This is a genomic window from Sphingobacterium sp. UBA865 (assembly GCF_002295765.1).
Taxonomy (GTDB): domain Bacteria; phylum Bacteroidota; class Bacteroidia; order Sphingobacteriales; family Sphingobacteriaceae; genus Sphingobacterium; species Sphingobacterium multivorum.
The window spans coordinates 163578-188688 of sequence record NZ_DBGB01000010.1 but is presented as its reverse complement, the minus strand read 5'-3'; the positions used below and the strand labels follow the sequence as shown (position 1 = coordinate 188688).

Annotated in this window: 23 protein-coding genes; 12 read left to right on the top strand and 11 right to left on the bottom strand. The window is 39.5% G+C overall.

Features of this window, described 5'->3' with window-relative positions:
* Window positions 1-68 precede the first annotated feature (68 nt).
* The 3 genes from B2O97_RS04745 (at window position 69) to B2O97_RS04735 (ending at window position 2807) form a co-directional block, all read left to right on the top strand.
* On the top strand, window positions 69-890 hold the full coding sequence (locus tag B2O97_RS04745) for a thymidylate synthase (RefSeq protein WP_070565019.1): 822 nt from the start codon (window positions 69-71) through the stop codon (window positions 888-890).
* Between the two features lie 61 nt (window positions 891-951).
* A complete protein-coding gene (locus tag B2O97_RS04740; RefSeq protein ID WP_286767035.1) occupies window positions 952-1446 on the top strand; it encodes a dihydrofolate reductase in 495 nt (164 codons plus the stop codon).
* A gap of 152 nt (window positions 1447-1598) precedes the next feature.
* Window positions 1599-2807 carry a serine hydrolase gene (locus B2O97_RS04735; RefSeq protein ID WP_254667688.1) on the top strand — a complete coding sequence of 403 codons (1209 nt, stop codon included), beginning with the start codon at window positions 1599-1601 and terminating at the stop codon, window positions 2805-2807.
* A 207-nt stretch (window positions 2808-3014) separates the two neighbouring features.
* Here B2O97_RS04735 and B2O97_RS04730 read toward each other — a convergent pair whose 3' ends face one another.
* Entirely contained in the window at window positions 3015-4022 is a 1008-nt protein-coding gene (locus B2O97_RS04730) for a D-alanine--D-alanine ligase family protein (protein WP_286767034.1), read from the bottom strand.
* A 147-nt stretch (window positions 4023-4169) separates the two neighbouring features.
* On the opposite strand from B2O97_RS04730, the gene B2O97_RS04725 reads away from it, so the two are divergent.
* From B2O97_RS04725 to B2O97_RS04700, 6 genes are all read left to right on the top strand, one after another.
* On the top strand, window positions 4170-5156 hold the full coding sequence (locus B2O97_RS04725) for a PASTA domain-containing protein (protein ID WP_286767033.1): 987 nt from the start codon (window positions 4170-4172) through the stop codon (window positions 5154-5156).
* A gap of 194 nt (window positions 5157-5350) precedes the next feature.
* Window positions 5351-6391 (top strand): endolytic transglycosylase MltG, encoded by a 1041-nt coding sequence (gene mltG, locus B2O97_RS04720; RefSeq protein WP_286767032.1) that lies wholly within the window; start codon window positions 5351-5353, stop codon window positions 6389-6391.
* Entirely contained in the window at window positions 6391-6798 is a 408-nt protein-coding gene (locus B2O97_RS04715) for an acyl-CoA thioesterase (protein ID WP_070564999.1), read from the top strand. Before mltG ends, B2O97_RS04715 begins: the two co-directional genes overlap by 1 nt.
* Window position 6799: 1 nt before the next feature.
* Window positions 6800-7765, top strand: coding sequence for a YihY/virulence factor BrkB family protein (locus B2O97_RS04710; RefSeq protein WP_070564997.1), 966 nt, complete (start codon window positions 6800-6802; stop codon window positions 7763-7765).
* A 224-nt stretch (window positions 7766-7989) separates the two neighbouring features.
* Complete coding sequence (gene rpsA, locus B2O97_RS04705; protein ID WP_070564994.1) at window positions 7990-9921, top strand: 30S ribosomal protein S1; 1932 nt, start codon at window positions 7990-7992, stop codon at window positions 9919-9921.
* A 100-nt stretch (window positions 9922-10021) separates the two neighbouring features.
* Window positions 10022-10861: a sulfurtransferase gene (locus B2O97_RS04700; RefSeq protein ID WP_286767031.1), complete on the top strand. Its 840-nt coding sequence runs from the start codon at window positions 10022-10024 to the stop codon at window positions 10859-10861.
* A 1-nt stretch (window position 10862) separates the two neighbouring features.
* Here B2O97_RS04700 and B2O97_RS04695 read toward each other — a convergent pair whose 3' ends face one another.
* From B2O97_RS04695 to gyrB, 4 genes are all read right to left on the bottom strand, one after another.
* The gene (locus B2O97_RS04695) at window positions 10863-12764 is read right to left on the bottom strand and encodes a RecQ family ATP-dependent DNA helicase (RefSeq protein ID WP_286767030.1); all 1902 of its coding nucleotides are present in this window, start codon (window positions 12762-12764) and stop codon (window positions 10863-10865) included.
* On the bottom strand, window positions 12761-14845 hold the full coding sequence (locus B2O97_RS04690) for a ComEC/Rec2 family competence protein (protein ID WP_070564986.1): 2085 nt from the start codon (window positions 14843-14845) through the stop codon (window positions 12761-12763). The genes B2O97_RS04695 and B2O97_RS04690 overlap by 4 nt, the downstream gene beginning before the upstream one ends.
* Window positions 14842-16878, bottom strand: coding sequence for a ComEA family DNA-binding protein (locus B2O97_RS04685; RefSeq protein ID WP_070564983.1), 2037 nt, complete (start codon window positions 16876-16878; stop codon window positions 14842-14844). Before B2O97_RS04685 ends, B2O97_RS04690 begins: the two co-directional genes overlap by 4 nt.
* A 159-nt stretch (window positions 16879-17037) precedes the next feature.
* Window positions 17038-18996 carry a DNA topoisomerase (ATP-hydrolyzing) subunit B gene (gene gyrB / locus B2O97_RS04680; RefSeq protein WP_070564980.1) on the bottom strand — a complete coding sequence of 653 codons (1959 nt, stop codon included), beginning with the start codon at window positions 18994-18996 and terminating at the stop codon, window positions 17038-17040.
* Window positions 18997-19187: 191 nt separating this feature from the next.
* Between gyrB and B2O97_RS04675 the strand changes: the two genes are divergently transcribed.
* Window positions 19188-19805: an OmpH family outer membrane protein gene (locus B2O97_RS04675; protein WP_046673981.1), complete on the top strand. Its 618-nt coding sequence runs from the start codon at window positions 19188-19190 to the stop codon at window positions 19803-19805.
* Between the two features lie 88 nt (window positions 19806-19893).
* Window positions 19894-20799 carry a CorA family divalent cation transporter gene (locus tag B2O97_RS04670; RefSeq protein WP_070564974.1) on the top strand — a complete coding sequence of 302 codons (906 nt, stop codon included), beginning with the start codon at window positions 19894-19896 and terminating at the stop codon, window positions 20797-20799.
* On the opposite strand, the gene tsaB is transcribed toward B2O97_RS04670, so the two are convergent.
* The 5 genes from tsaB to mscL form a co-directional block, all read right to left on the bottom strand.
* Window positions 20794-21501, bottom strand: coding sequence for a tRNA (adenosine(37)-N6)-threonylcarbamoyltransferase complex dimerization subunit type 1 TsaB (gene tsaB / locus B2O97_RS04665; protein ID WP_070565305.1), 708 nt, complete (start codon window positions 21499-21501; stop codon window positions 20794-20796). The two genes, B2O97_RS04670 and tsaB, sit on opposite strands and share 6 nt — an antisense overlap.
* A 14-nt stretch (window positions 21502-21515) precedes the next feature.
* Window positions 21516-21770 (bottom strand): membrane protein insertion efficiency factor YidD, encoded by a 255-nt coding sequence (yidD, locus tag B2O97_RS04660; RefSeq protein ID WP_083295891.1) that lies wholly within the window; start codon window positions 21768-21770, stop codon window positions 21516-21518.
* Window positions 21733-22149, bottom strand: coding sequence for a ribonuclease P protein component (locus tag B2O97_RS04655; RefSeq protein WP_070564971.1), 417 nt, complete (start codon window positions 22147-22149; stop codon window positions 21733-21735). Before B2O97_RS04655 ends, yidD begins: the two co-directional genes overlap by 38 nt.
* A gap of 60 nt (window positions 22150-22209) precedes the next feature.
* Window positions 22210-22368 (bottom strand): 50S ribosomal protein L34, encoded by a 159-nt coding sequence (gene rpmH, locus B2O97_RS04650; protein WP_075991291.1) that lies wholly within the window; start codon window positions 22366-22368, stop codon window positions 22210-22212.
* 239 nt (window positions 22369-22607) lie between these two features.
* Window positions 22608-23015 (bottom strand): large-conductance mechanosensitive channel protein MscL, encoded by a 408-nt coding sequence (gene mscL, locus B2O97_RS04645; RefSeq protein WP_046673978.1) that lies wholly within the window; start codon window positions 23013-23015, stop codon window positions 22608-22610.
* 278 nt (window positions 23016-23293) lie between these two features.
* Here mscL and B2O97_RS04640 point away from each other — a divergent pair, with 278 nt between their 5' ends.
* On the top strand, window positions 23294-23935 hold the full coding sequence (locus B2O97_RS04640; protein ID WP_070564968.1) for a response regulator transcription factor: 642 nt from the start codon (window positions 23294-23296) through the stop codon (window positions 23933-23935).
* Window positions 23936-23964: 29 nt separating this feature from the next.
* Here B2O97_RS04640 and B2O97_RS04635 read toward each other — a convergent pair whose 3' ends face one another.
* Window positions 23965-25107, bottom strand: coding sequence for a sugar phosphate isomerase/epimerase family protein (locus B2O97_RS04635; RefSeq protein ID WP_070564965.1), 1143 nt, complete (start codon window positions 25105-25107; stop codon window positions 23965-23967).
* Window positions 25108-25111 lie beyond the last annotated feature (4 nt).

Here is a 25111-nt window from a genome sequence, read left to right as displayed (position 1 = left end):
AGTGCTATTCGTTCTATCCAGTTCGATTATAGCATTGATATTTGGTATTTAATAATTACTTTTTACAGATGAAACAATATTTAGATTTACTCAGACATGTATATACGAATGGTGTTGTAAAGACAGATCGTACGGGCACAGGTACCAAAAGTGTCTTTGGATATCAGATGCGTTTCAACCTTCAGGAAGGTTTCCCTTTGGTAACGACGAAGAAATTACACCTGCGATCCATTATCCATGAATTGATCTGGTTTCTTAAAGGTGAAACCAATATTCAGTATCTCAAAGAAAATGGCGTAAGCATTTGGGACGAGTGGGCTGACGAACAAGGAAATTTGGGCCCTGTATACGGATCACAATGGCGCTCCTGGCCAACACCCGATGGCCGTCATATCGATCAGATCACACAGGTTATCAACCAGCTAAAAAATTCACCGGATTCACGCCGTATTATTGTATCGGCATGGAATGTTGCCGAAATAGAGCATATGGCATTACCTCCTTGTCATGCCTTTTTTCAGTTTTATGTCGCTCCGGCACAACCTGAAAAAGGTATCTTAAAGCCGCAATTGTCCTGTCAACTCTATCAACGTAGTGCCGATATATTCTTGGGCGTTCCTTTCAACATTGCCTCTTATGCTTTATTGACGATGATGGTCGCACAGGTTTGCGACATGGAAGCCGCAGAGTTTATCCACACCCTTGGCGATGCACATATCTACAGTAATCACTTCGAGCAAACGGAGCTCCAATTGAGCCGCGAGCCAAAAGCGCTACCCCAGATGAAAATAAACCCTGAAGTAAAAGATATCTTTGATTTTAAGTTTGAAGATTTTGAATTGTTAAACTACGAATCCCATCCACATATCAAAGCTCCGGTGGCCGTTTAACAAGAAAGGTACCTGATTTTGTAATATATTTTAGCGAACGAATAATCACCTTATATCAAAAATGAGCAACCCAACGATCACATTAATCGTAGCTGCGTCGGAAAACAATGCCATCGGAATCGACAATCAGATGCCTTGGCATTTACCCAACGACTTTAAATATTTTAAGAAAAATACCATTGCGCATTCTGTCCTAATGGGCAGAAAGACTTTTGAGGCCATAGGCAAAGCATTACCAGACAGAAGGAATATTGTCATTACACGTAACGCGAATTTCCAGGGAGAAGATATTGATGTTGCCAACAGCATCCAAGAGGCACTCTTGTATTGCCGGGATGAACGTGAGGTATTCATCATTGGTGGCGCAAACATTTATCAGCAAGTGCTACCCTTGGCAAATAAAGTGCTTCTGACGCGCGTACATACAACTATCAAAGGTGACGCTTTCTTTCCTGAATTACCGTCAGAAGAATGGGAATTAGTTGCCTCAGATTCGCATCAGGCCGATGACAAACATGCATTTGCTTATACCTTTGAAGTTTATACGCGAAAATAATTCCATGTTTACGAATAGCAAAACGCGATAGGATCATGGAGCTTTTTGCTTCATGATCCTATCACCATTAAAAGCTATAGAAGAGCTTACAGGCGCGACACTTTGATCTAAAGCACATGCAAAAATACCTCACCCTAATTTTTACTCTATTCATGTCAGATCTATACGCTCAGAAGATAGATACTGTTTACCTGGAAAAATTACTCCAAAGTCATCCCGATCTATTTCAAAACATATTAAGTCATCCGACGAAAAATGAAGTACAAATTCTGTATACACAGATTGATCGTGACAAATCCAATAAGCCACATTTCAGGTCCTATAGCTATCGACTGAATCCGAACTGGTATTTTTATCCCGCAAGTACAGTGAAGTTGCCGACAGCAATTCTGGCTTTGGAAAAAATCAATGACCTGCATATTGACGGTCTCAGCAAAGATACCCCACTACGCATCGATTCTGCTTTTGAAAAGCAGACTAAGGTTCTTGTGGATGAATCCGCCGCCAATGGCCTTCCATCTGTTGCTCAATATGTTAAAAAGATCTTATTAACCAGCGACAACGATGCCCAAAACAGGCTTTTCGAATTTATTGGCCGTGCAGAACTGAATGCGAAACTAAAAAAATACGGCACTAATTACAGCCGCATTGTCAACCGTCTTGCTATTGGCGACAAAGGCATATGGGCCAAACATACTAACCCCGTCACCTTTTATAAGGGGAAGCGTATTATTTATAAACAAGAAGCACAGTTCGATCCCAAGGATTATACCATCGAGCTGTCCAATACGCTTCAGGGGAAAGGTTACATGAACGATAAAGATGAACTTGTTCATGAACCCTGGAGTTTTGAAGGATTAAATGTATACGCTTTGCAAGATCAACAGCTGATATTGAAGAAGCTGTTATTTCCCGAAGCATTTCAGCCTCAAGAAAGATTCAATCTGAAAAAAGATGACTACGCGCTCCTCTATGATTATATGTCGCGCTATCCCTTTGAATCGGATTTTCCAAAATATGATCCAGCAGAATTCTGGCCAACGTATAGCAAGCTCCTTTTTTATGGCCGTGAAAAAAATGCGATCTTAAATCCCAACATCCGGATCTTCAACAAGTATGGAGATTCCTATGGCTATAATATTGATAATGCCTATGTCGTCGACTTTGAACATGGCGTGGAATTTATGCTCGCCGTTGTTGTACAGTCCAATGAAAATGGCATCTACAACGATGGACGCTATGAATATGAAACAGTAACCTATCCTTTTTTAAAAAATATCGGTCAGGTAATTTATCAGGAGGAGCTGAAAAGAGTTAAAAAGTTTAAACCTGATCTATCGAAATTTGATTTCAGAAAATAAAACACAAAAAAGGCTCTCAGAAAATTGAAAGCCTTTTTTGCGCATCGTCATCGTGGCGTATTTTTATCCTCCTTGGCTAGAAGGCTGCTTATGCGAATGATCAGCGGGCTGTGGCCGGGAAATGCAGTATGTCATCATCGGAATGTATGCTTATCCGCGCTCCAGCCATATAGTCCCTGCCTCAAGTCTTACTGAGATAGAACAAAACTATTTCGATTGTAGAGCCGTTTCGATCAACTCCCCGTAAAAATCCCCCTCCTTCATTCCAAAAGCCCGTACCTGCTGCGGAATAAAGCTTTGTGGAGTCTGCCCCGGAATGGTATTAATTTCGATAAAATAAAATTTATCGGTATCGTTTTCCAAAAAGAAGTCCACCCGAACCATACCCTTACAGTTCAATCTCACATAAATTTCCCTTAAAATACGTGCAGCGCGCTCCTGCTCTTCCCTAGTCAGATCTGCTGGTGTAATCTCTTCGGTCAATCCAGGTACATACTTGGCTTCATAATCAAAAAATTCACGTGTAGTACGAACTTCGGTAGCCGGCAAAACAACGAGTTCGCCTTTTGAATTCCTAAAAATTCCCTCGGAAAATTCGCGTCCAGTCACAAATTCTTCAACAATAACCTGTTTCCCGGTATTCTCTGCATCAAAAGCTTTATCAATCGCTTCCTGCAGTTGTGCCGATTCCTTTACTTTGGTCATTCCGATACTACTTCCACCGGCATTAGGTTTCACAAAATACGGCAGCGAAAGATTGCTTTCGACGATTTTGACCGCTTCCGGGCGTTGCGATTCAAACAATAAGACCGATTTTGCCAAATGCAACTCGGGAATATCCGATAAAATCGCTTTTGTATACCCTTTATTCATAGTCAATGCCGAAGTCAAGGCATCACATGAGGTATATGGAATATCTAATAAATCAAAATAGCTCTGAAGTCTTCCATCTTCTCCGGGCACACCATGCACCATAATAAATGCTAAGTCAAAGCTTAAGATATCTCCGTTCAATGGAAGTGTAAAATCTGCTTTTGAAATCGGATGCCGCTTACCGTCCAAATCTTCATAGTACCATGCTTCTTTGGTCACTGTAATCAAATATATATCGTATTTGTCGTGATCAAGTTGAGAATTGACAAAGGCAGAACTTTTAAAAGAAACTTCAGCTTCTCCTGTATAACCTCCAGTTATTAATGCTATTTTTGCTTTCATAAATTTTAGCGATTCGAATAGCAAATATAATTTGCTATACACGGAAAAACGAATAATTTTGTGAGGAATAATTTTATTTAATCATTCTGCAAACTTGGCTTTAATATTGCGGTTCTATGCAGAATTAATTTTTATCAAAACAGAGAAATGTCCAAAGTCGTACAATATCTTCAGACCCCCACTTTTAGGAAAAATCTTATTGCCGCTTTTATCGCGATAGTATGTCTATTCCTTTTCGTTTATGTTGGACTGAAAATATATACCAAACATGATGAATCTATAGCCGTTCCTAAAGTGAAAGGCCTTCATATCAGTGCTGCCATCCAGGCGCTGGAAGACGCGGGGCTGGAATATCAAATTGACTCCGTCTACCAGATGGACGCCAAACCAGGAATGGTCATCGAGCAGGATCCCGAACAAGGATTTCATGTAAAATCGGGGCGGACTATTTATTTGACCATTATCACACAAGTTGCACCTGAAGTTGCCTTTCCGAATATAAAGGATAAAACATTGATCGAAGCAACGGCTATTTTGAAAAACCATAACCTTAGAATCGGAGACACTTCTTATGTCGCCGATATCGCTAGGGACATCGTATTGGATGCTCAATTTGCTGGACAATCAATCCGTAACGGGCGCATGATTTCTAAGGGTTCACGTATAGATCTAGTTTTGGGAAATGGACTCGGTGCTAATGAAGTGGAAATACCCAACTTAATTGGTCTTCCATTAAACGAAGCGAAGTTTGCCCTATCTGGAGCTGGTCTAGGCCTAGGCACAGTGACTTATGATCCCAATGTAACGGATACAGCCACCGCAGTAATCAGTGTACAATCACCAGGAATAGAAAAAGGCTTAACCAGCTTAGGGGCTAAAATAGACATAACGCTCTCATTGACGGCACCAACAACAACTACAGGTGCTCCAGCTGGAGGTACGCCAACTCCTAAACCACAGGCAAACCAAACACAGGTTACTCCGCCAGCAGCAAAAGCTCCGGTTCAGTCTAAGCCCGTTGCTCCAGCGAAAAGTACCACAACAAATACGCCAGCAGCTAAATCGACAACAACAAATCCAACTGCAGGGCAGAAAAAAGAAAAAGAAAGTAAAGGGAATAGTCTTGGCTTTTAAGTGTATTGACTTAAAAATAAAGCTGCATGGCATAATCTCCATTATGATGGATTAGCGTTTGTTGCAGATTCAGGAATTGTATAAAATATAAAGATGAAACCGATCCATATCTGGGCGATTTCATCAACCATTGACCGCTAAAGGCTGTATGAATGCCCTTAATAGCGAACAACAAATGAATAAAAAATTTTAGCATGGAAAATAAAAAAGGAATACCAAGTTGGTTAAAAATCATTGCCCTGATCGTTATCGTTGTCGGAGGTTATTTTGCTTGGACATTTTATAAAGCATTTTATGCTTCCAATGTATCGGGAGAGAAAAAATACCTGTACATACACGAGGGCGAAAAATATGAAGATGTATTGAAATCAATCAAGGATTCAAATCTTGTGGATGACATCGCTTACTTTGAGCGTGCCGCACAATATAAAAAATATGAGCAAAGTGTAAAACCCGGACGTTATCTGTTAACCCCTGGTATGAACAATAGACGCTTAGTTGGCAATTTGATTGGTGGCTACCAAGAACCTGTAAAATTCAGATTTTCCAATGTGCGACTGAAAGAGAATATGGCCGCACTCCTTGGTAAAAGTTTTGAGGCAGATTCTGCAGAATTTATCGCGGTACTAAATGATGAGGCTACAGCACAGAAATATGGATTTACAAAAGAAAATCTGATTGCTATATTTATCCCCAATACCTACGAAATTTATTGGAACACCAATCCCGAAAAAGTAATTGCTCGTTTTGATGATGAATGGAAAAAGTTTTGGAATGCAGATCGCACGGCAAAAGCAAAAGCACTTAACCTGACACCGCAACAAGTCAGTACATTGGCTTCTATTGTCAAAGGTGAAGCCTTACACCAAGATGAAATGCCCATGATCGCCGGATTATATTTAAACCGCCTCAAAAAAGGCATGTTATTGCAAGCTGATCCTACCGTGATCTTTGCCAACAACGACTTTACCATTAGAAGGGTATTGAATAAGCACCTTAGAACAGACAATCCTTACAATACTTACATCTATAGGGGCTTGCCTCCAGGTCCTATTTCAATTCCAAGTATTGCTGCAATTGATGCGGTCTTAAACTTTAAGCAACATGATTATATTTACATGTGTGCTAAAGATGATTTTTCGGGCTATCATAATTTTGCAAAAACAGAGGCTGAGCATTTGATCAATGCACGTAAATTTCAACAGGCATTGGACGCCAGAAATATTAAAAAATAATGTTTGTATTTGACCATCAGATTCGTGTCCGCTATGCAGAAACAGACCAAATGGGTTATGTTTATTATGGAAATTATGCTGCATTTTACGAAATAGCGCGGACTGAAATGCTGCGGAGCACGGGGATATCGTATAAGGAGCTGGAAGAAATGGGGGTCATGCTCCCCGTTACGGAGATGAAAACAAAATACCTAAAACCGGGCAAATACGATGATTTGATCACGATACGGGTAACAATCCGCCAGAAACCTGCCGTCCGTATTATTTTTGAATATGAACTGTTCAATGAAAGCGGAGAACTACTCAACCAGGGCGAGACAACTTTGGTCTTTGTCAACATGGAAAAAAATAGACCTTGTATGCCGCCACAGGTTTTCTTGGATAAGATGAGTAACTATTTTAATTGATATGGGGAAAATCCACCAATGGCTATTAAATATTGAACCTTATTTTAGATTAATCGAATGGAGTAAACGTGTCGTACTACCTGGCTTTGGCTCGCTACCACTCTATACTGTGGCCGTATTTTTCTTTCAGGAGCTATCGAGAGATTCCATTGTCAGCAAGGCTTCTTCCCTTTCCTATAGCTTTTTATTGGCCATTTTTCCGGGTATCATTTTTTTATTTACATTGATCCCTTATATTCCGATCAATAATTTTCAGGAACAGTTGCTGGACTTTCTGGCCGTGGTTATTCCCAAAAATGCTTTTCTGGTTGTTGAAACGACTTTGGAGGATATTATTAAAAACCAAAATGGTGGATTACTTTCTTTCGGTTTTTTATTTGCGGCCTATTTTGCAACCAATGGTATGGCCTCTCTGATGAATGCCTTCAATAAGGCTTCCCTCATGACGGAAAGAAGGCCATGGGTCAGAAAACGTTTGCTTGCCTTAGCCTTGGCTTTCCTAATTATTTTTGCGTTAACAGTTGGGATGACAATATTTACCCTAGCTGGCATTACCATAGACTACCTCAAGGAAACAACAGGTATAAAGTCGAGCTTCTGGGCCATTCTACTTAAAGTAGCCCGATGGTTGATAATATTTGCTATTTACTTTTTCACGGTAAGCTGTATTTACAAATTTGGTCCTTCCAACTCCAATAAATGGAAACTCTTCAGTCCCGGAGCTTCTATGGCTACCATTTTAGCAATATTGACGTTTTCCATATTTACCTTTTATATCAATCATTTTGGTGCATATAACAAACTCTATGGATCCATTGGGACACTGATCGTCATTATGCTCTGGATTTACCTGAATACGCTTATTTTATTATTGGGCTATGAGCTTAATGCAGCAATAGCGCTGTCTAAACAAACCATTGTTATTGCCAAACCACGCATTTTCAACTCTTTTAAGAGAGACGAATAGGTGTATAAAATTATTTAAAGCTTCATTTACCCCGTCAGGTTGGCAACAAATGAACGGTAGAAGACGCTAAACGAGCGTTCGAACAGGCAGCTTTACACGTCTAAAGCAAAAGGCCTGTATAACTGAAAGTCTTTCAATAAAATAAGAAAAATAAAATTTTGCATTTAAAGTTTTTTTGTACCTTTGCAACTCCTACAAAGTAGGAAAAAGGAGAAAATTAATTAATGGCAAAAAAACAAGAAGCAGAAAAAGAATTAGCAGCGAAAAACGCAGAGCTACAAGGTGCTGACACTAAAGTAGTGAAAGACACTGAAAAAATTGAATCAGAAGCTGATTCAAACTTAATCGACGAAATCAAATCAAACACTTGGATCACACCAGAAGGTGAATTTGACTGGGATGCAAATGATAAAGGTTTCGGAAATTATAGCGAAGCTGAACGCGCTAAACTTGAAGCACAATACGCAGATACTTTCAACCAAGTTAACCAAGGTGAAATTATTGAAGGTACTGTAGTTTCTATCAACAACAAAGACGTAGTCTTAAATGTTGGTTTCAAATCTGACGGTTTAGTTTCTTTATCAGAATTCCGTGACTTACCAGAATTACAAGTTGGTGACAAAGTTGACGTATTCGTTGAATCTCAAGAAGATGCTAACGGTCAATTAGTACTTTCTCGCAAACGTGCTAAAACTCAAAAATCTTGGGAAGCTATCAATGAGGCATTGGAAAATGATGCAATCATTACTGGTTTCGTTAAGAGCCGTACTAAAGGTGGTCTTATCGTTGATATCAAAGGTGTTGAGGCATTCTTACCTGGATCTCAAATCGATATCAAACCTATCCGTGACTACGATGTATACGTAGGTAAAACAATGGAATTCAAAGTTGTGAAAATCAACCACGAATTCAAAAACGTTGTCGTATCACACAAAGTATTAATTGAAAACGATTTAGAAAACCAAAAATCTGAAATCGTTGCTAAATTAGAAAAAGGTCAAGTATTAGAAGGAACAGTTAAAAATATCACTGATTTCGGTGTGTTCATCGATTTAGGTGGTGTTGACGGTTTATTGCATATCACAGACATCTCTTGGGGTCGTATCGAGCATCCAAAAGAAGTTTTATCGTTAGATCAAACAATCAACGTTGTTGTATTAGACTTTGATGACGAGAAAAAACGTATCGCTTTAGGCTTGAAACAATTATCTGAGCATCCTTGGGAATCTTTAGATACTGCATTAGAAGTTGGTTCTAAAGTTAAAGGTAAAATCGTAACAGTTGCTGATTACGGTGCTTTCTTAGAAATCATCCCTGGTGTTGAAGGTTTGATCCACGTTTCTGAAATGTCTTGGTCACAAAACTTACGTTCTCCACAAGAGTTCTTGAAAGTTGGTGATGAGATCGAAGCGCAAATCTTAACGTTAGATCGCGATGAGCGTAAAATGAGCTTAGGTATCAAACAATTGACTCCAGATCCTTGGAAAAATATCACTGAGCGTTACCCTGTAGGTTCTAAACAAACAGCTGTTGTTAAAAACATGACTAACTTTGGTGTATTTGTTGAATTGGAAGAAGGTATCGATGGTTTGATCCACATCTCTGATTTATCTTGGTCTAAAAAAATCAACCACCCTAACGAATTCACTAAAGTTGGTGAAACATTAGACGTAGTTGTTTTAGAATTGGATGAAGAAAACCGTAAATTATCTTTAGGTCACAAACAATTGGAAGAAAACCCTTGGGATACTTTCGAAACGATCTTTACTGAAGGTTCTATCCACGAAGGTACTGTGATCAAAGTTGGTGACAAAGGTGATATCGTAGCTTTACAATATGGTGTTGAAGGTTTCTGTCCTTCTAAACACTCTGTTAAAGAAGACGGTTCTTCATTGAAAGTTGATGAAGTTACTTCATTCAAAATCATCGAGTTCAACAAAGAGAACAAACGTTTGGTAATTTCTCACTCTCGTATCTGGGAAGAAGAGAAAGAAGAAGCTCGCAAAGAAGAGTCTAACAGCCGTAAAAAAGACGCTAAAGCTGAGTCTTCAGCTGTGAAAAAAGTAAAAGATTCTGTTGAGAAATCTACTTTAGGCGACTTAGACGTATTAGCTCAATTGAAAGAGCAAATGGAAAATGATAAAAACGCTAAGTAATTAGCAATTTCAATCCATAAAAAGCGGCTGTTCCAAAAGAACAGCCGCTTTGCTTTTATAGGGATGCTTTTGTAATTTTGTAGCAATAAACTTTATTGTTATGTCATTCAAATCAGCCTTAATCAACCCCACCGAACTTCTGGAATCATTGGGACAGCATACAGACATTGTCCTCCTTGATTGCACCATCGACAAAGTTGGCCAATCCATCAAGGACGCCAAGTTCGAAGTACTACCGCATTCTCAATTTTTTGACATCGAAGGGAAACTTTCGGATTCTACTTCTAAATTACCACATACCCTTGTATCGGCAGAAGTATTCGAACGGGAAATGCAACGCCTAGGAATCAATCAGGATAGTACCGTCGTGTTATATGACAGATGGGGTGTTTATTCAAGCCCAAGGGCATGGTGGATGTTTAAGGTTATGGGTTTTGAGCAGGTATTTATTTTAAATGGTGGCGTCCCCGCTTGGAAAAAAAGTAAATTACCGTTCGTAGACCAGTATGCAGCTGCTGTAAAGCCTGGAAACTTTAAAGCCCAATTTCAAGCAAACCATTATGCTGACAAAGAATATATCTTAACACATTATCGGGATCCTCAAGTGAATATTTTTGACGCCAGAAGTAAAGGTCGATTTAGTAGTTTTGTTGCTGAACCTCGAAAAGGCCTTCATGGTGGGCATATCCCTCATTCCAAAAACCTCCCTTTCGAAGAATTACTTGATGGAATCGTTTATAAACCCCTTGGTGAACTGAAACAGCAATTTGATCATCATAATGCTACCGGAAATGAATATGTATTCTCCTGTGGATCGGGTATCACGGCCTCAATCTTAGCATTTGCTTCTCATCTTGTTGGTCACGAGCAAATCCGCGTATACGATGGCTCTTGGTCAGAATGGGGTCGCGAAGAGCTCAATCTACCCATCGAAAAATAGTTTAAAACAAGGTATTCCAAGAGTAGAGATTATCCTCCAAGCGGATTTTTTCCGCATCCAGGAGATCGCGGATAATCTCTATTCTTTTCTTTTCTGTACCTATTGTCAAACTAGCCACCAAATCGTGAATGTTTTTAGCGCCAGCGAGCAAACTACTTTTGATTTCTGCTTTTATATCTGCGCGCTGCTTTTTCTGATGATTACGGATCAGACACAAATCGCATACTTTACAGAACCCCGCATTTTTTTCTCCAAAATATAACAACAGCGACTGACTGCGGCAATTGCTACGTTCAATATAACCGATCATGCCATTGACTTCTTCTTCTTTCACCTGATGGCGATCGCGAATAAAAATATGATCGATATGCAGGTGTTTGTAATCGACGCGGTTCTGCAAAAAGGTCAATTGTGGCGCATCTGTAGAAGGCAGATAACTCGCTATTTCCAATGACTCTAACGACTTCAATAGCTCGACAACACGATCATAAGGCAGACCCAACTTACGTGCAAATTCGTATTCATTAATGAGGATATAGTTTTCAAATACACCACCATAGCTGCGTAAAATAGCCTTAATGAGCTTATCATATTTTACATACTGCACCTGAACTTTATACAATTCGGCGCTATCAATTTCAAATTTAAACCGTGAGGGGATTGTGACAGCTTCGGACAAAACCAACCAAGTGTCCCGCTCCAGAAACTTCAGCGCATTCATAACAGGAACCAATGGCAGCTGATATTTTTTGGCAAAAGCAACAACATCAAAATCTACAGTCACTCCTTCTCCAGCACCATAGGGAATCTGAAAATGATTACACAGGTAATGATAGGTCTGTTGAATAAATGGAATATCAGGGAAGCTAGCTTGCAAATTATCGACAAGCTTCTGCTCATCTGTCTTTTGATAAAGAATAACGGGATAGGCCTTCTTGCCATCTCTTCCTGCCCTACCGGCTTCTTGATAATAGGCCTCCAGTGAATCGGGCAAATCGAGGTGAATCACAAAACGCACGTCAGGTTTATCAATTCCCATCCCAAACGCATTGGTAGCTACAATAACGCGAACAACATTTGTCATCCACCCTTGCTGTTTCTGATCCCGTTCCTGTCCCGAAAGTCCGGCATGGTAATAATCTGCCGAAATGCCGTTATTGACCAAAATACGGGCTATCTCCTGCGTTTCTCGCCGGTTTCTGACATAGACAATACCGGATCCGCCCAACTTATGTATAATCCGGACCATACGTCCCATCTTATCCTCTTCTTCAATGGCCATATACGCCAAATTGTCCCGGAGAAAGCTTTTGACAAATACATTTTCTTTCGGAAAGCTCAGTTTCTGTTGTATATCGCTGATGACACGCTCCGTTGCGGTCGCTGTAAGGGCTAGAAAAGGCACCTTGGGATGCAGTTCCCGTAATTTAGCAAGTTCTAAATAGGGCGGTCTAAAATCATATCCCCATTGAGAAATACAATGTGCTTCGTCTATCGCAAATAGATTTACATTCATAAATCGTATGCGCTCCCTTACTACATCATTGTACAATCTTTCAGGAGAAAGATAGAGAAATTTTATTTGCCCATAGACGCAATTATCCAAGGTAATATCCACCTCCCTCTTCCGCATTCCAGCATATATTGCGACCGCCTGAATTCCATTTTTTTTCAAATGTTCAACCTGGTCTTTCATCAATGCGATAAGCGGTGTAACGACAATACAAATCCCTTCTCGCATCAAGGCAGGTACTTGAAAACAGATCGACTTCCCTCCGCCGGTTGGCAACAAAGCCAAAGTATCTTTACCTGAAATGACCGATTGAATAATTTCTTCTTGCAGGGGTCTAAATGAATCGAATCCCCAGTATTGCCTTAAGATTGATATACTATCTTGCGTCATAAATTCTCCTTATCCCAAACATACGCAAAATTATCTTTCATGAGATAATTCTGTATCCCCAAACTATCTAACGTACGTTGTATATGCTTGGATTTTTCCTGTGAATTGGATCCATCCAGTATAACAAGTTTTGGTCTGATTTGCCTCAATAATCGGGGTAAACCATTTAATAAATTTTTCCTAACGATAACGAGGTCAGCATGTGGCATAGTTTCTACGGCATGGCACAGAATAGCGATTTTACCCAAGGGGAGCGTAACAAGATAGTTTTTACGCTCCTGGCCATGCAAAGCCACAAACTGAACTTCTTCTTTCGTCAATAATTGAATTTCTCTTCCACATGCATATTGCAAGCCCCGGGCTTGCAAAGAATCAAATGTGCTGTAAATGATACCGCGCCCACCTTTGAAATAACCGATCGTCAACTCTTGTTTCGTATTATAGACCCGAAATCGTTCTGCATCTTTATTTTCTAAGCGTTTTTGCACAGTGATCAATAGCATTCCAATTGCACAGCATCCCCCTAACCAAACGTATTTTTTATCTTTCCACTGAAAAGCATATAAACAAGAAAACAGTGCAAAATAGGTCAAAAATAGGAGCTCAAGCCCCATAGGATCAACTTTTATTGTTGAAAAAGCCCAACGGTCAATACATTTCAAACCGTATAAGATGAAAGCAATGAGATGCTCCAAGAGCAAACCCATTAAATCGTTAATCCCCTCCATTGGATTAATTGTCATGATAAAACCGAGATACATCGCTAGGGTTGAAGGAAAATCGACTAATAAGTTGGCTACCAGAAAATAAGTTGGGAATTGCCCAAAATAATAAAGACTCAGTGGTGTTGTCAGTATTTGCGCAGCAACAGAAACAGCCAATGTATCTCTCAAAAGCCGCAATATCGGTCTTTTGACCGGAAGGAATGCTTCGACAAGCGGCGAGCATATCGTCATACCCAAAACAGCTAAAAAGGACAGCTGAAAACCCACATCAGCAACCGCCCTTGGAACGATCAACAGAATCAATACTGCGGCAATAATAAGCGAATTGAGCGTTGAAAAGCCTCGTTTAAAATGCTGTGCACAGAGTACAAAACTAATCATAATAGCCGCCCGCGTAATGGGCGGATCAAGCCCTGCAATAAAAGCATATATCCAGATCATACTCCATAACAAAATTAGCGGCAACCATCTGAGATAGGAAGGCCAGGCAATTCGTTTGAAAATAAGGGATAAAAACCCGAATAAAACAGCAACATGCATTCCGGATACACTTAACACATGTATCGTTCCCGTATTGGTGAAGGCCTGTATGCTTTCGGCACTGATATCGCTCCGCGAACCATATAATAAAGCTGACACAATAGCAAAGTTCTCATCCCCTTTAATATGGGGTCGAAGCTTGAGCAAAAAATATCTTCTCATTTGTAAAGCGAGCGCAATCAACGAAAAAGTCGTTGTTTCTTGCCGGCTGATCAGCTTGTACTGACCAGAGACTGCGAAAAGTTCATGGTAGACATACTGCCTTTTCAAATACGCCCTATAATCAAACTCCATTGGATTGAATGGCGGAGCTATTTCCCGGGGCTGACCTTTTAACCACAATAGGTCACCAAACTGCAGCGTATTCTTCTGGCTGGATTTTAGGGATAACATGAGTCTACCTGTCGTTTCTATAAATTCACCTTTTTGGTAAGCCCCTATTACCTCTGTAGAAAAACGAATGATACCACGCTTCACTTTGGGCTCTTCAATAATTTTGACCACATAACGATCTGTCATTATATGGGAGAAATGACCGATTGCAACCAAAGGGTCCTCGCGCCAAAATTGGAAGATCCCAAATAATACAATAGATACATAATACCCGCAGGTATACCCGTATTTGCGAATTGTACCTTTAAAAAAATAACTAATTATCGTTAACAGAGTCATCACAACCAATACCTGCTGTATAAATTGAAAAATAGGGCGCGAAATCGGTATTTTAGGGACGAAAAGAAGTGTCGCAATATATAAGATAGCTATCTTAAGAATAGGCAGCCGCTCTAATCTTTGTGTAAAACTCAGCTCTTTCATAACTGCCACCGCAACTGTACCTTAACCTCGGATTTTCTATTGCCCTCAATTTGGTCTAATCCAGTCCCGATATGCTCTCGTCCCGGATAATAATAGACCCCATATTTGGCCCATACCTGAAGATGGCGACTTAATCGATACTGTAGGTTGAAATACATTCTCCATCCCCTTGTATTGTACATTCCAAACCCAGAGGCATATAATACGTCTCGCTCATAAGCATAGATCCGATTGTCATAACTTGCCGCATCGAAATACGCAATCCGCATATTCGACTGCAATTTTCCAGTGGTAGACTTCCAAAGTATATCCTGATAATACATATATCCGAAACCATTTTCCTGATACTCTTTTTGGAATAAATTGGCTTCTACCCGGGAGCGAATAGTCCATATTGAACTTAGGCGGTATTGAAATTCTATCCTGAACTGCTGTTTGCCGGTATTCACAAGCCCATGCTCGGTTTGCCCCTCTCCCTGGTAGTTCACTTGTTTCAATCGGTTGCGATAGCGCAACGAAAGTTGGCCTTTTTTGTACCACATGTAACTCAGCTGGCTAAAGAAATCGGCGCCTGTAGATAGCGTATCAGCCTGATACTTTGCTCCTGGAAAACGAAATACATCGGCATAATTCGACCAGAGCAATTTTCTTCCCAGTTGATAGGTAAGTCCCAAATAAGCACCCTGTTCGTTGGAGCTGTTATCCGATTCACCAAATCCTTGTCCATAAAAAGTATGAAAATTCTTCTTGTAGTCCCGAAGCAATATAACCGATGATAAACGTGGATGTAAACTTATGATAGCTCCTGTCAATAATGCTGAACCGCCATCGATACTATTGGCATATTCACCAAATAAATACGTGTTTCGAATCGTATAGTTTACGTATAAACTTATATTTCGGAGCAAATCACCTTCAAAGTCCGCCTCTTGCCGTATAGCATTGCCTTTTGTTTTAAAGGCATTCAATTGAGTCTGATTGAAATGAATACCCATTTTGATCCGTTTATAGCGCCACAATAGATTCAGTCCATAGGCTAGTTGAGATGCAGCATGACGGTATTGCTGTTCGGTTGCTGTCCGATGCAGTCCGGTACTCGCGATTGTTGAAATCGTAGCAGGAGAAGCGATACGGTGAACTTTTCCATCAATGGATCGATAGGAGATATAGGGTGTAACCTCAAATTGACCGATCTGTAGTGTCCCGGCAATGCCCCGCATAAAATTTGCCTCATTTAAGGAAGTATATGACTTTACTCCAATCCCTTGTCTTGCTGTATGCTGTACCAATCCCCCTTTTCCAAAATTCAAACCGTTCCACATACTGAGCCCTTGTCCGAATTGTAAAGCATAGTCGCCGATTACGATATTCCTGAATCGGCCAAAATGCTTTATCGATACACTTAGGCTATAGAAATCAAATCCCATTTTTTGTTTATCCCTAAAAAAGGGCTCCCCGGCATCTTTCTCCATATTGACCGCTAATTGAACCACAGCGTTCAATTGGGCTCTATACCTAAAAGCATAGCGATTGGCATCGCCGAGATAATGGGATTTCGTCGTATCGACAATACGGTACCCTTTTGCTTTTTCGAGTGTCCGGGCATATCGTACCGTAAATTCCTGTTTAAAATTTCTCGATTTCAGGGTTTCAAGAGGAGATCCGGGGCCTACCCTCACAAAAGGTAACAGTAAACTGATTACACGCTCATTAAATCCTTCAATAGACTGTAGTTCAAGCACGTCAATAAAATTTCCTGAAATGGTCCTATGCTCCAGTAGGCGCTCGATCAATAAAGGGTCCAAAAACTGTAATTCTGTGAGTTCTCTTCCATCCGTTTTGTTGAGATCGATCGGGTGTTTGAGATAATGATACCACTTTTCAGTGAATTCACTCAAATCAGCATCTGCTGCGAGCTCATCCGATAAGCTTTCAAATAAATCTTGGAGATCGATTTTTTCATTTGTTTGCGCCAAACAGGTTATTCCAATAAAACAACCTATAAAGAGCAAAATTTTGCTACAATATTTCATAATAGGTTTTAATTAATATTGGCTAAATGCTAGGCGATGAACCCTTTATCCCGGCAGAAAAACGATTCACTCCTATGAAATTAGGAAATATAAAAGAATAAAAAAAGCCTGATGAAAAAATTTCATCAGGCTTTTTCTATTCTTTTATGATCAGATCAATTAAATATCAATTTTCGCATAACGTGCATTTTTCTCGATAAATTCACGACGCGGGGCAACTTCGTCACCCATCAACATCGAGAAGATACGGTCACATTCAGCTGCATTTTCAATTGTCACCTGTCTTAAGGTACGCGTTTCAGGATTCATGGTTGTATCCCATAACTGCTCAGCATTCATCTCTCCAAGACCTTTATAACGTTGTACGTGTACACTATCTTCTTTACCTGATCCTTTCAAACGTTGAATCGCATTGATACGTTGGTCTTCATTCCAAGCGTACTCATGCTCTTTCCCTTTTTTCACCAAGTATAGCGGCGGTGTAGCGATATATACATATCCTCTTTCGATCAATTCCTTCATGTATCTGAAATAGAATGTCAGGATCAAAGTTGTAATGTGGGACCCATCCACATCGGCATCGGTCATGATGATGATGCGGTGATAACGTAACTTTTCAAGATTCAGCGCCTTAGCATCTTCGGCTGTACCCACACTGACGCCTAAAGCTGTAAACATGTTTTTGATCTCCTCATTTTCGTAGATCTTATGTTCCATTGCTTTTTCGACGTTCAGGATCTTACCACGTAAAGGCATGATCGCCTGATGTTTTCTATCACGACCAGACTTGGCAGTACCACCCGCAGAATCCCCCTCGACAAAATAGATCTCACATTTTGTAGGATCATTGTCTTGGCAATCGGCCAATTTACCAGGAAGTCCGGAGCCTCCCATAACGGTTTTACGTTGTACCAAATCACGGGCTTTACGTGCAGCAGCACGTGCTTGAGCCGCAATGACAACCTTTTGAACGATAGATTTTGCCTCACGTGGATTTTCTTCCAGATAAACGCCTAAGATCTCACCTACGGCAACATCTACAGCCCCCATGACTTCAGAGTTACCTAATTTCGTTTTGGTTTGCCCTTCGAATTGAGGTTCTGCAACCTTCACTGAAATTACTGCTGTCAATCCCTCACGGAAGTCATCACCTGTAATTTCTACTTTTAAGTTCTTAAGCAAACCTGACTTGTCCGCATACGCTTTCAAGGTACGAGTCAAACCACGACGGAAACCTGCAACATGTGAGCCACCTTCAATCGTATTGATGTTATTCACATAAGAATGGACATTTTCAGAATAGGTATCGTTATACTGTAAAGCCAGTTCAACAGGGATACCTTGTTTTACGCCTTCAACATAAATTGGTTCTGGAATCAACGACTGACGGTTACCATCCAAAAACTTCACAAACTCTTTCAGACCGCCCTCTGAATAGAATGTCTCTTTCTTTTCAGAACCGTCTTCATTTGCTTCACGCTCATCATTCAACGTCAAACTCACACCTTTATTTAAAAAGGCAAGTTCACGAAGACGATTGGCCAATGTATCGTAATTATAAACCGTTGTCTGCGTGAAAATCGTCGCATCTGGATGGAATGTTACAATAGTACCCGTCTTATCCGAAACACCAACTTCCTTCACATCATATAAGGGTTTACCTATTTGGTATTCTTGCTGGAAAATCTTTCCATCGCGATGAACCTCGGCCTTCAAAAGAGTAGACAGCGCATTCACACAGGAAACACCGACACCGTGCAGACCACCAGAAACCTTGTATGTATCTTTATCAAATTTACCTCCGGCGTGCAATACAGTCATTACAAGCTCTAGAGCTGATTTATTCTCTTTTTTGTTGATCCCTGTAGGAATACCACGACCGTTATCCCGGACAGAAATCGAATTATCTTTATGGATAGTAACGAAGATATCTGTACAATATCCCGCTACAGCTTCATCGATTGAATTGTCAACTACCTCGTATACCAAATGGTGCAATCCTTTTACACCGGTGTCACCAATATACATGGATGGACGCTTACGAACCGCCTCTAAACCCTCTAATACCTGAATATTATCGGCCGAATAGGTGGATGCATTTTTATTTTCTTCGCTCATTGAAAACCTCTTAAATGTAATATTCAAAAATACGAAATTTTGGCCGATTTATCAAGTCCATAAGGAAGTATTGAGCCTATATTCCGAATTATAATACCAGGGATAATTTTACTTTTTTATTACTAAAAACTAGAATTTCGATTTTTTTATGTTAGGTTTGTTTTCAGTAATAATTTGCAAATAACAAAAAAATGAACACTATATTCTCAATTGTATCGAAAGTTTCCTTTGGCCTTTTATTGGTTGGAACTATTGCATCATGTAACCAAGGTGCAAAAACAGCAAACGAACCTGCAAAAAATGATTCCAATACGGTAAGCAAGGAGAGCCAGGGAAGTAACAAAGATAAAATCGTCTATTTAAATTCGGATTCACTTTCTGAAAAATATCAATATTTTAAAGACATTAAATCAAAGCTTGAAAACAAAGTAAAGAAAGCACAAACAGATCTGCAATCCAAAAGTACTGCGTTCCAACGGGAAGTTGCCGAATATCAAAAAAATGCCGCTACAATGTCTGCTCCTGATAGACAAGCTACGGAACAAAAACTGGCACGTAAACAAGATGAGCTTGCACGTTTAGACCAAACAGCTTCTTCTTCCATTGCAAAAGACGAGTCTGAAGAATTCAACAATGTCTATAATAAAATTACTGAATTCCTGAAAAAGCATGCTGCAGAAAATGGCTACAAGTTGGTGCTGACTTATTCGAAGACCAACCCAACTGTATTGTATGCCGACCCATCTTTGGAAATCACGAATGAGGTAATCAAACAGTTGAACGAAGAATATAAATCTTCAAACAAATAGAAGATCATCACAATTAAGGAAAGCCATCGACTAAGTTGATGGCTTTTTTTATTTTCTTTCTTATCTTGTCCTTACTAAAATTAGATTTATGGTCAGAACGATTGTTGAAAAAGAAATCGCAAACTACGAATGGATAGATATAGCTGAGCCAACTTCAGAAGACTTCGCCTTCATCAAAGAGCGCTTCAATTTGAATGAAGCTTCGATCAAGGATTCCAAAGAACCAGAACATCTACCTAAAATTGAAGAATTTGAGAATTATACTTTTGTGATTCTTCGTGTCATGTCGGACAATTTCAAAGAAAATTCAGACAGTATCGGAGAAATCACCGATCGCCTGACCATCTTCTATGGAAGTGATTTTGTGATTACGGTACACAAACGTCGCATCGAGTTTTTAGAAAAACTTAAAAATATTGAATTCACGTCCATCAAGACAAGAAATAGCCGTAAACTGGCTGTATTTATCACGACTGCAGCTGTATTTACCTTTAGCCAAACGTTAGAGCAACTTTCCACACGAATCGATGCTTACGAAGAATTGATATTCCTCAAACGCATGAAACAACAGCCGATACTGAAAAATCTTTATTTTATCAAAAGGCAGATTGATGTTGCGCGAAAGGTCATCTTTCTCTACAGGGAGGTCGTCGAGCATTTTCATTCTTCGTCAAAAAAAGATGTCTATACCCGGGATTTAAAAGATCTGCAGGTCCGGACATCAACCTTGTACGAAAACTTATCGGAAAATGTAGCTCAACTGCTTAATGTGTATTTCAACATCTCATCTAATCACACGAATGAGATTATGCGTATCCTGACAATTTTCTCCGTATTTTTTATGCCCATCACTTTTGTGGCAGGAATTTATGGAATGAATTTCAAAAATATGCCCGAACTTGAATGGTACTATGGATATCCAGTAGCCATGGGGATCATGGTGGCCATATCCCTTGCCATTTATCTGTGGTTCAAAAGAAAAGGTTGGCTATGATAAGCCAACCTTTTTCTTTGCCGTAGTAACCAAAAAATCTTTAAGATAGAATGGCTCGAAATAAGCAACATCCTCAAACTCTTTCCGCTGAAATTTATCAAAGGCCAACGTCGACAGAAAAGCCGCGGAATCATCAAATCCGCTCAATACATTCACTCGATCCGTTGCGTTGAACAAATCTTCAAATTTATCGGCACCCGAACCAAATAAATGGACACGATTGTAGTTCAGCAATAATTCATTGAAATAATCGAAATCGATAATTTCTGCTGATGTTGCTTTCACCAATGCAGCATTATGGTCATAAACAGCCGTATACACTTCCATACGACGGGCATCGATCATGGGAAGATAAGCATCACCTGCTGTTAAACCAAATTGCTCCTTATACCCTAGAAACAAAGCTTCTAACGTATTAATAGCGATTAAAGGTATATCTAACGCATAACAGAGACCTTTGGCCGTAGATACCCCTATACGTAAACCTGTATAAGAGCCAGGTCCCATGCTCACCGCCACAGCACTTAAATCCTGCATCGTTCGGTTAGTCTGTTTAAGGACTTCGGCGATCAAAATAGTCAATTTAGCCGCATGAGCATTAGGTTCATCGAGATCGAGAACCTGTAACGTTTGACCATTTTCACTCAAAGCAACCGAGCAAATCGTGGTTGAAGTATCAATTTGTAAAATTAAATTATTCATCGTCATTATAGAAATCAAGGTACAGGATCATGCCCGTGGCCGCCCCAGGGATTGCAACGTGCAATTCGTTTCAAAGCCATCCACCCACCTTTGAAGGGACCATATTTCAGAATCGCTTCCTTACCGTACTGAGAACAGGTAGGTGTATATCTACAATTAGCGCCTAAAAACGGTGAGATAAAAACTTGGTAGAAACGAATAATAGCCAAGAAAATAAAACTAAACAAGGGTCTAATCCCCTTTTTCCAAATAAACTTCAGCACATTCATCCTGCAATTTTTTCAGCATTTTATTCATTGCGGTGCTAAACACATCATACGCTAAGATCTGCTTGCCTACATATTGAATAGCTAGATACAAAGTTACATTATGTTTCAACAAAAACGGAATCAAATCATTCGATTTTTGTAAACGGTAACTCTCACGCATCATTCGTTTAATCGAATTGCGATCAACTGCTCTTTTGAACCTACGTTTGGATACGGAAATAATAGACTGACTGGAGGGAATATCGTCAGCCTCATTGTTTTTCTCGAAGATAAAAACAATTCTAAATGGATACAAGACAAAAGAAGAACCGCTTTTAAAAAGCGTATCAATACGCCTTTTCGCACATAACCGTTCTTCTTTTGTAAATGTATTTTTCATACGATGACTTAATCTTATTAGAAAAAGCTCTTATAAGCGGCCACCGATCCTTGTCAAAGATTAACCTTTGTGACGGTATTCGTCAGACACTGTAAGACGTTTTCTACCTTTAGCTCTACGTGAAGCTAATACTCTTCTACCGTTTGCAGAGCTCATGCGCTCTCTAAAACCGTGTTTGTTTCTTCTTTTTCTTTGCGATGGCTGAAATGTTCTTTTCATGACGCTATTATGCTAATTTGTTCTTACTTCAATTAATACAAAACTCCCCAAGAGGAATGCAAAAGTAAAGTTTATTTTAGACAAAAACAAACAATATTACGAACATTTAAAGTTAATGTAAAACGGATAAGCTAATTTATTCAGCTACAGCTTCAAAAAACAATTTTTCAACTACCGTAAAATAAAAATCAGCACAGTTTGACTGTGCTGATTTTTATAAATGAAGTATAAACCCTGCCCTATTTATTTTTCAGAATATCTCTGATCTCAGTCAAAAGCGTTTCTTCTTTTGTCGGTGCTGCAGGGGCCGCCGGAGCTGCTTCCTCTTTACGTTTCAACGAATTTAAAGCCTTAATAACACAAAAAATACAGAATGCTACAATTAAAAATTGAATAACCACATTAATAAAGTTTCCATAATTAATAGATACTTCAGCTTGTTTAGTCGCTTCATCAGCAGCTTTCAAAATCAATTTTTTGGATGAAAAATCAACACCCCCAGTTAAATAACCAATGGGTGGCATGATAATATCATCAACCAATGAGGTAACAATTTTACCAAAAGCTCCACCAATGACAACACCGACAGCTAGATCTACTACGCTGCCACGCATTGCAAACTCTTTAAACTCTTTTAAAAATCCCATATTTAAATTTTTTAGTCCATGAATTATGACAAAACTAATAATTGTCACATAAATCTAATTAAAATATGCTAATTTTTTATCGTTAAACTCATATTGTGCTATATTTTCTAACCCATGTCCTACTTTATAAAAAAGACATGTACCCCGCACCCCACTAATTTTTATTAACTTTAATTTCTTATATTTGCCCGTTAACTAGTAAAATATCAAGATATATTGTATATTGTTAGTACTTTATTTCATACAGTAATTAAAGCCCAGCATCAGATAGCATATCTATGAAAAAGATTCTTATAGCAGACGACCACGGCATTGTACGATTAGGAGCCTCCGTTATTATTAAAGAAACTCTTCAAAAAGCAGAAATATTCCAAGCTGAAACCTTTGACGAGGTTCTTGAAAAAATAAAGGTAGAGGATTTCGACCTATTATTATTGGACATTAATATGCCGGGAGGAAATAATATACGTGTCGTTGAGGAAATCCTTCAAATTCGGCCAAGCATTAAAATTTTGATTTTCTCATCTTATGACGAATCACTTTATGCTTTACGTTATATCGAAGCCGGAGCAGTAGGCTACCTAAACAAAACAACAGCTATGGCTGAACTTTCCAATGCTATTTTGGCTATTCAGGATAGAGGAAAGTATATGTCGAGCAACGTACAGGACCTATACATTCAGAAATTGACGCAGAGTAAGTCTGAGCTGACAAAACTAAATCCGTTGGCACGTTTGTCAAATAGAGAGGTGGACGTTGCTAAACAATTGATAAAGGGACTGGGGATTATTGAAGTATCTAGCTTGTTGGACTTAAGCCCTTCAACAGTGAGCACGTATAAAAGCAGAATCTTTGAAAAACTCAATGTTTCTAATATTCCTGAACTTATCGAACTGTTCAGAATACACTCCAACAACTAGTCATTTTGTTGGAGTGTATTTTTATCATACTAAATTAACTCATCCATCGTAACAACAGGAACATCTTTTACGTTCAGATCTTTTAAAGGTTGAGATTTCTTATAAGAATACCCCACCTCTGCTTCTAAATCCCATAGCATCGGTGCCAAAAAGTTAAGACAGGTTGTAAAACCTTGAACCGTTGCAGAAAAATCACCCGTGTCTTTCGAGTTTTTAGCTTCATTTTCGATCTCAAAGGGACCACTGAAACCACGCTCTTGCAATAAGTCAACAAACCCGCGCCAATCCATACTGTCAGATCCGCCAAAGCCTGGCAACATAGCTTCGTAATGATGTCTATCCCAGTCGTGGCCCGGTATACTTACATTCGCTTTTTTAGCCAATTCGGCGTCAACATGCTGCATGGGATACATCCCGCCCCAATCAATACGTGCAGCAGTCTGTAGATTACGCGTAGTCTTCACATGTATACGTTGTAAGCGCGTGATGTCCGTATTACGAATAACGTCTATTGGGTTTGTATTTTGCCAGACATCATGTGAAGGATCATAGATCTCACCATGAGCCTTACTTGGTATCATCGCATACATTAATTTACGAGCAGCAAGCACTGCTGGAAGATTGTTATAGGTAGAGCTATAACGTGATGAGCGCCATCCTTCCATTGGGCAGTTCTCATAAAGGATCGTTACACCTAAACTCTCTGCATAATTAACAATGGGCGCAAATACACGCTTGTATTCTTCAAGATTTTTCTGAAATCCATCAATTTGATTGCCCAATTCATGATTGTAGCCCACAAATGTCCCTACCTTAACGTTATTTGCATCACCTCCCAGCAAATGTGCAATACGGATCAATTTCAATAAATGATTTTGATTCTTCACTCGTTGCTCAGGATCTCCGCCAATCATATTTTCAAAAGCACCAAGCGAAAGTTTTAAATCAGCCTGATTGAACAGCTCAATGATTTCCCTCGCTTTTGCAGGAGTAAAATCATCATAATCCAAATGCGTTGCGGTATGATCTTCACGGGTACCATCTTTTCTAAACACACAAAGGTCTATCCCCCCTGCTCCGATTCTTTTGGTCGTCTGAATCAACTCTGGTAAGGATAATTTATCAAATGCAGAACTCATTACCCATACAGGGTTATTTAATTTTGTCGTCATAGCT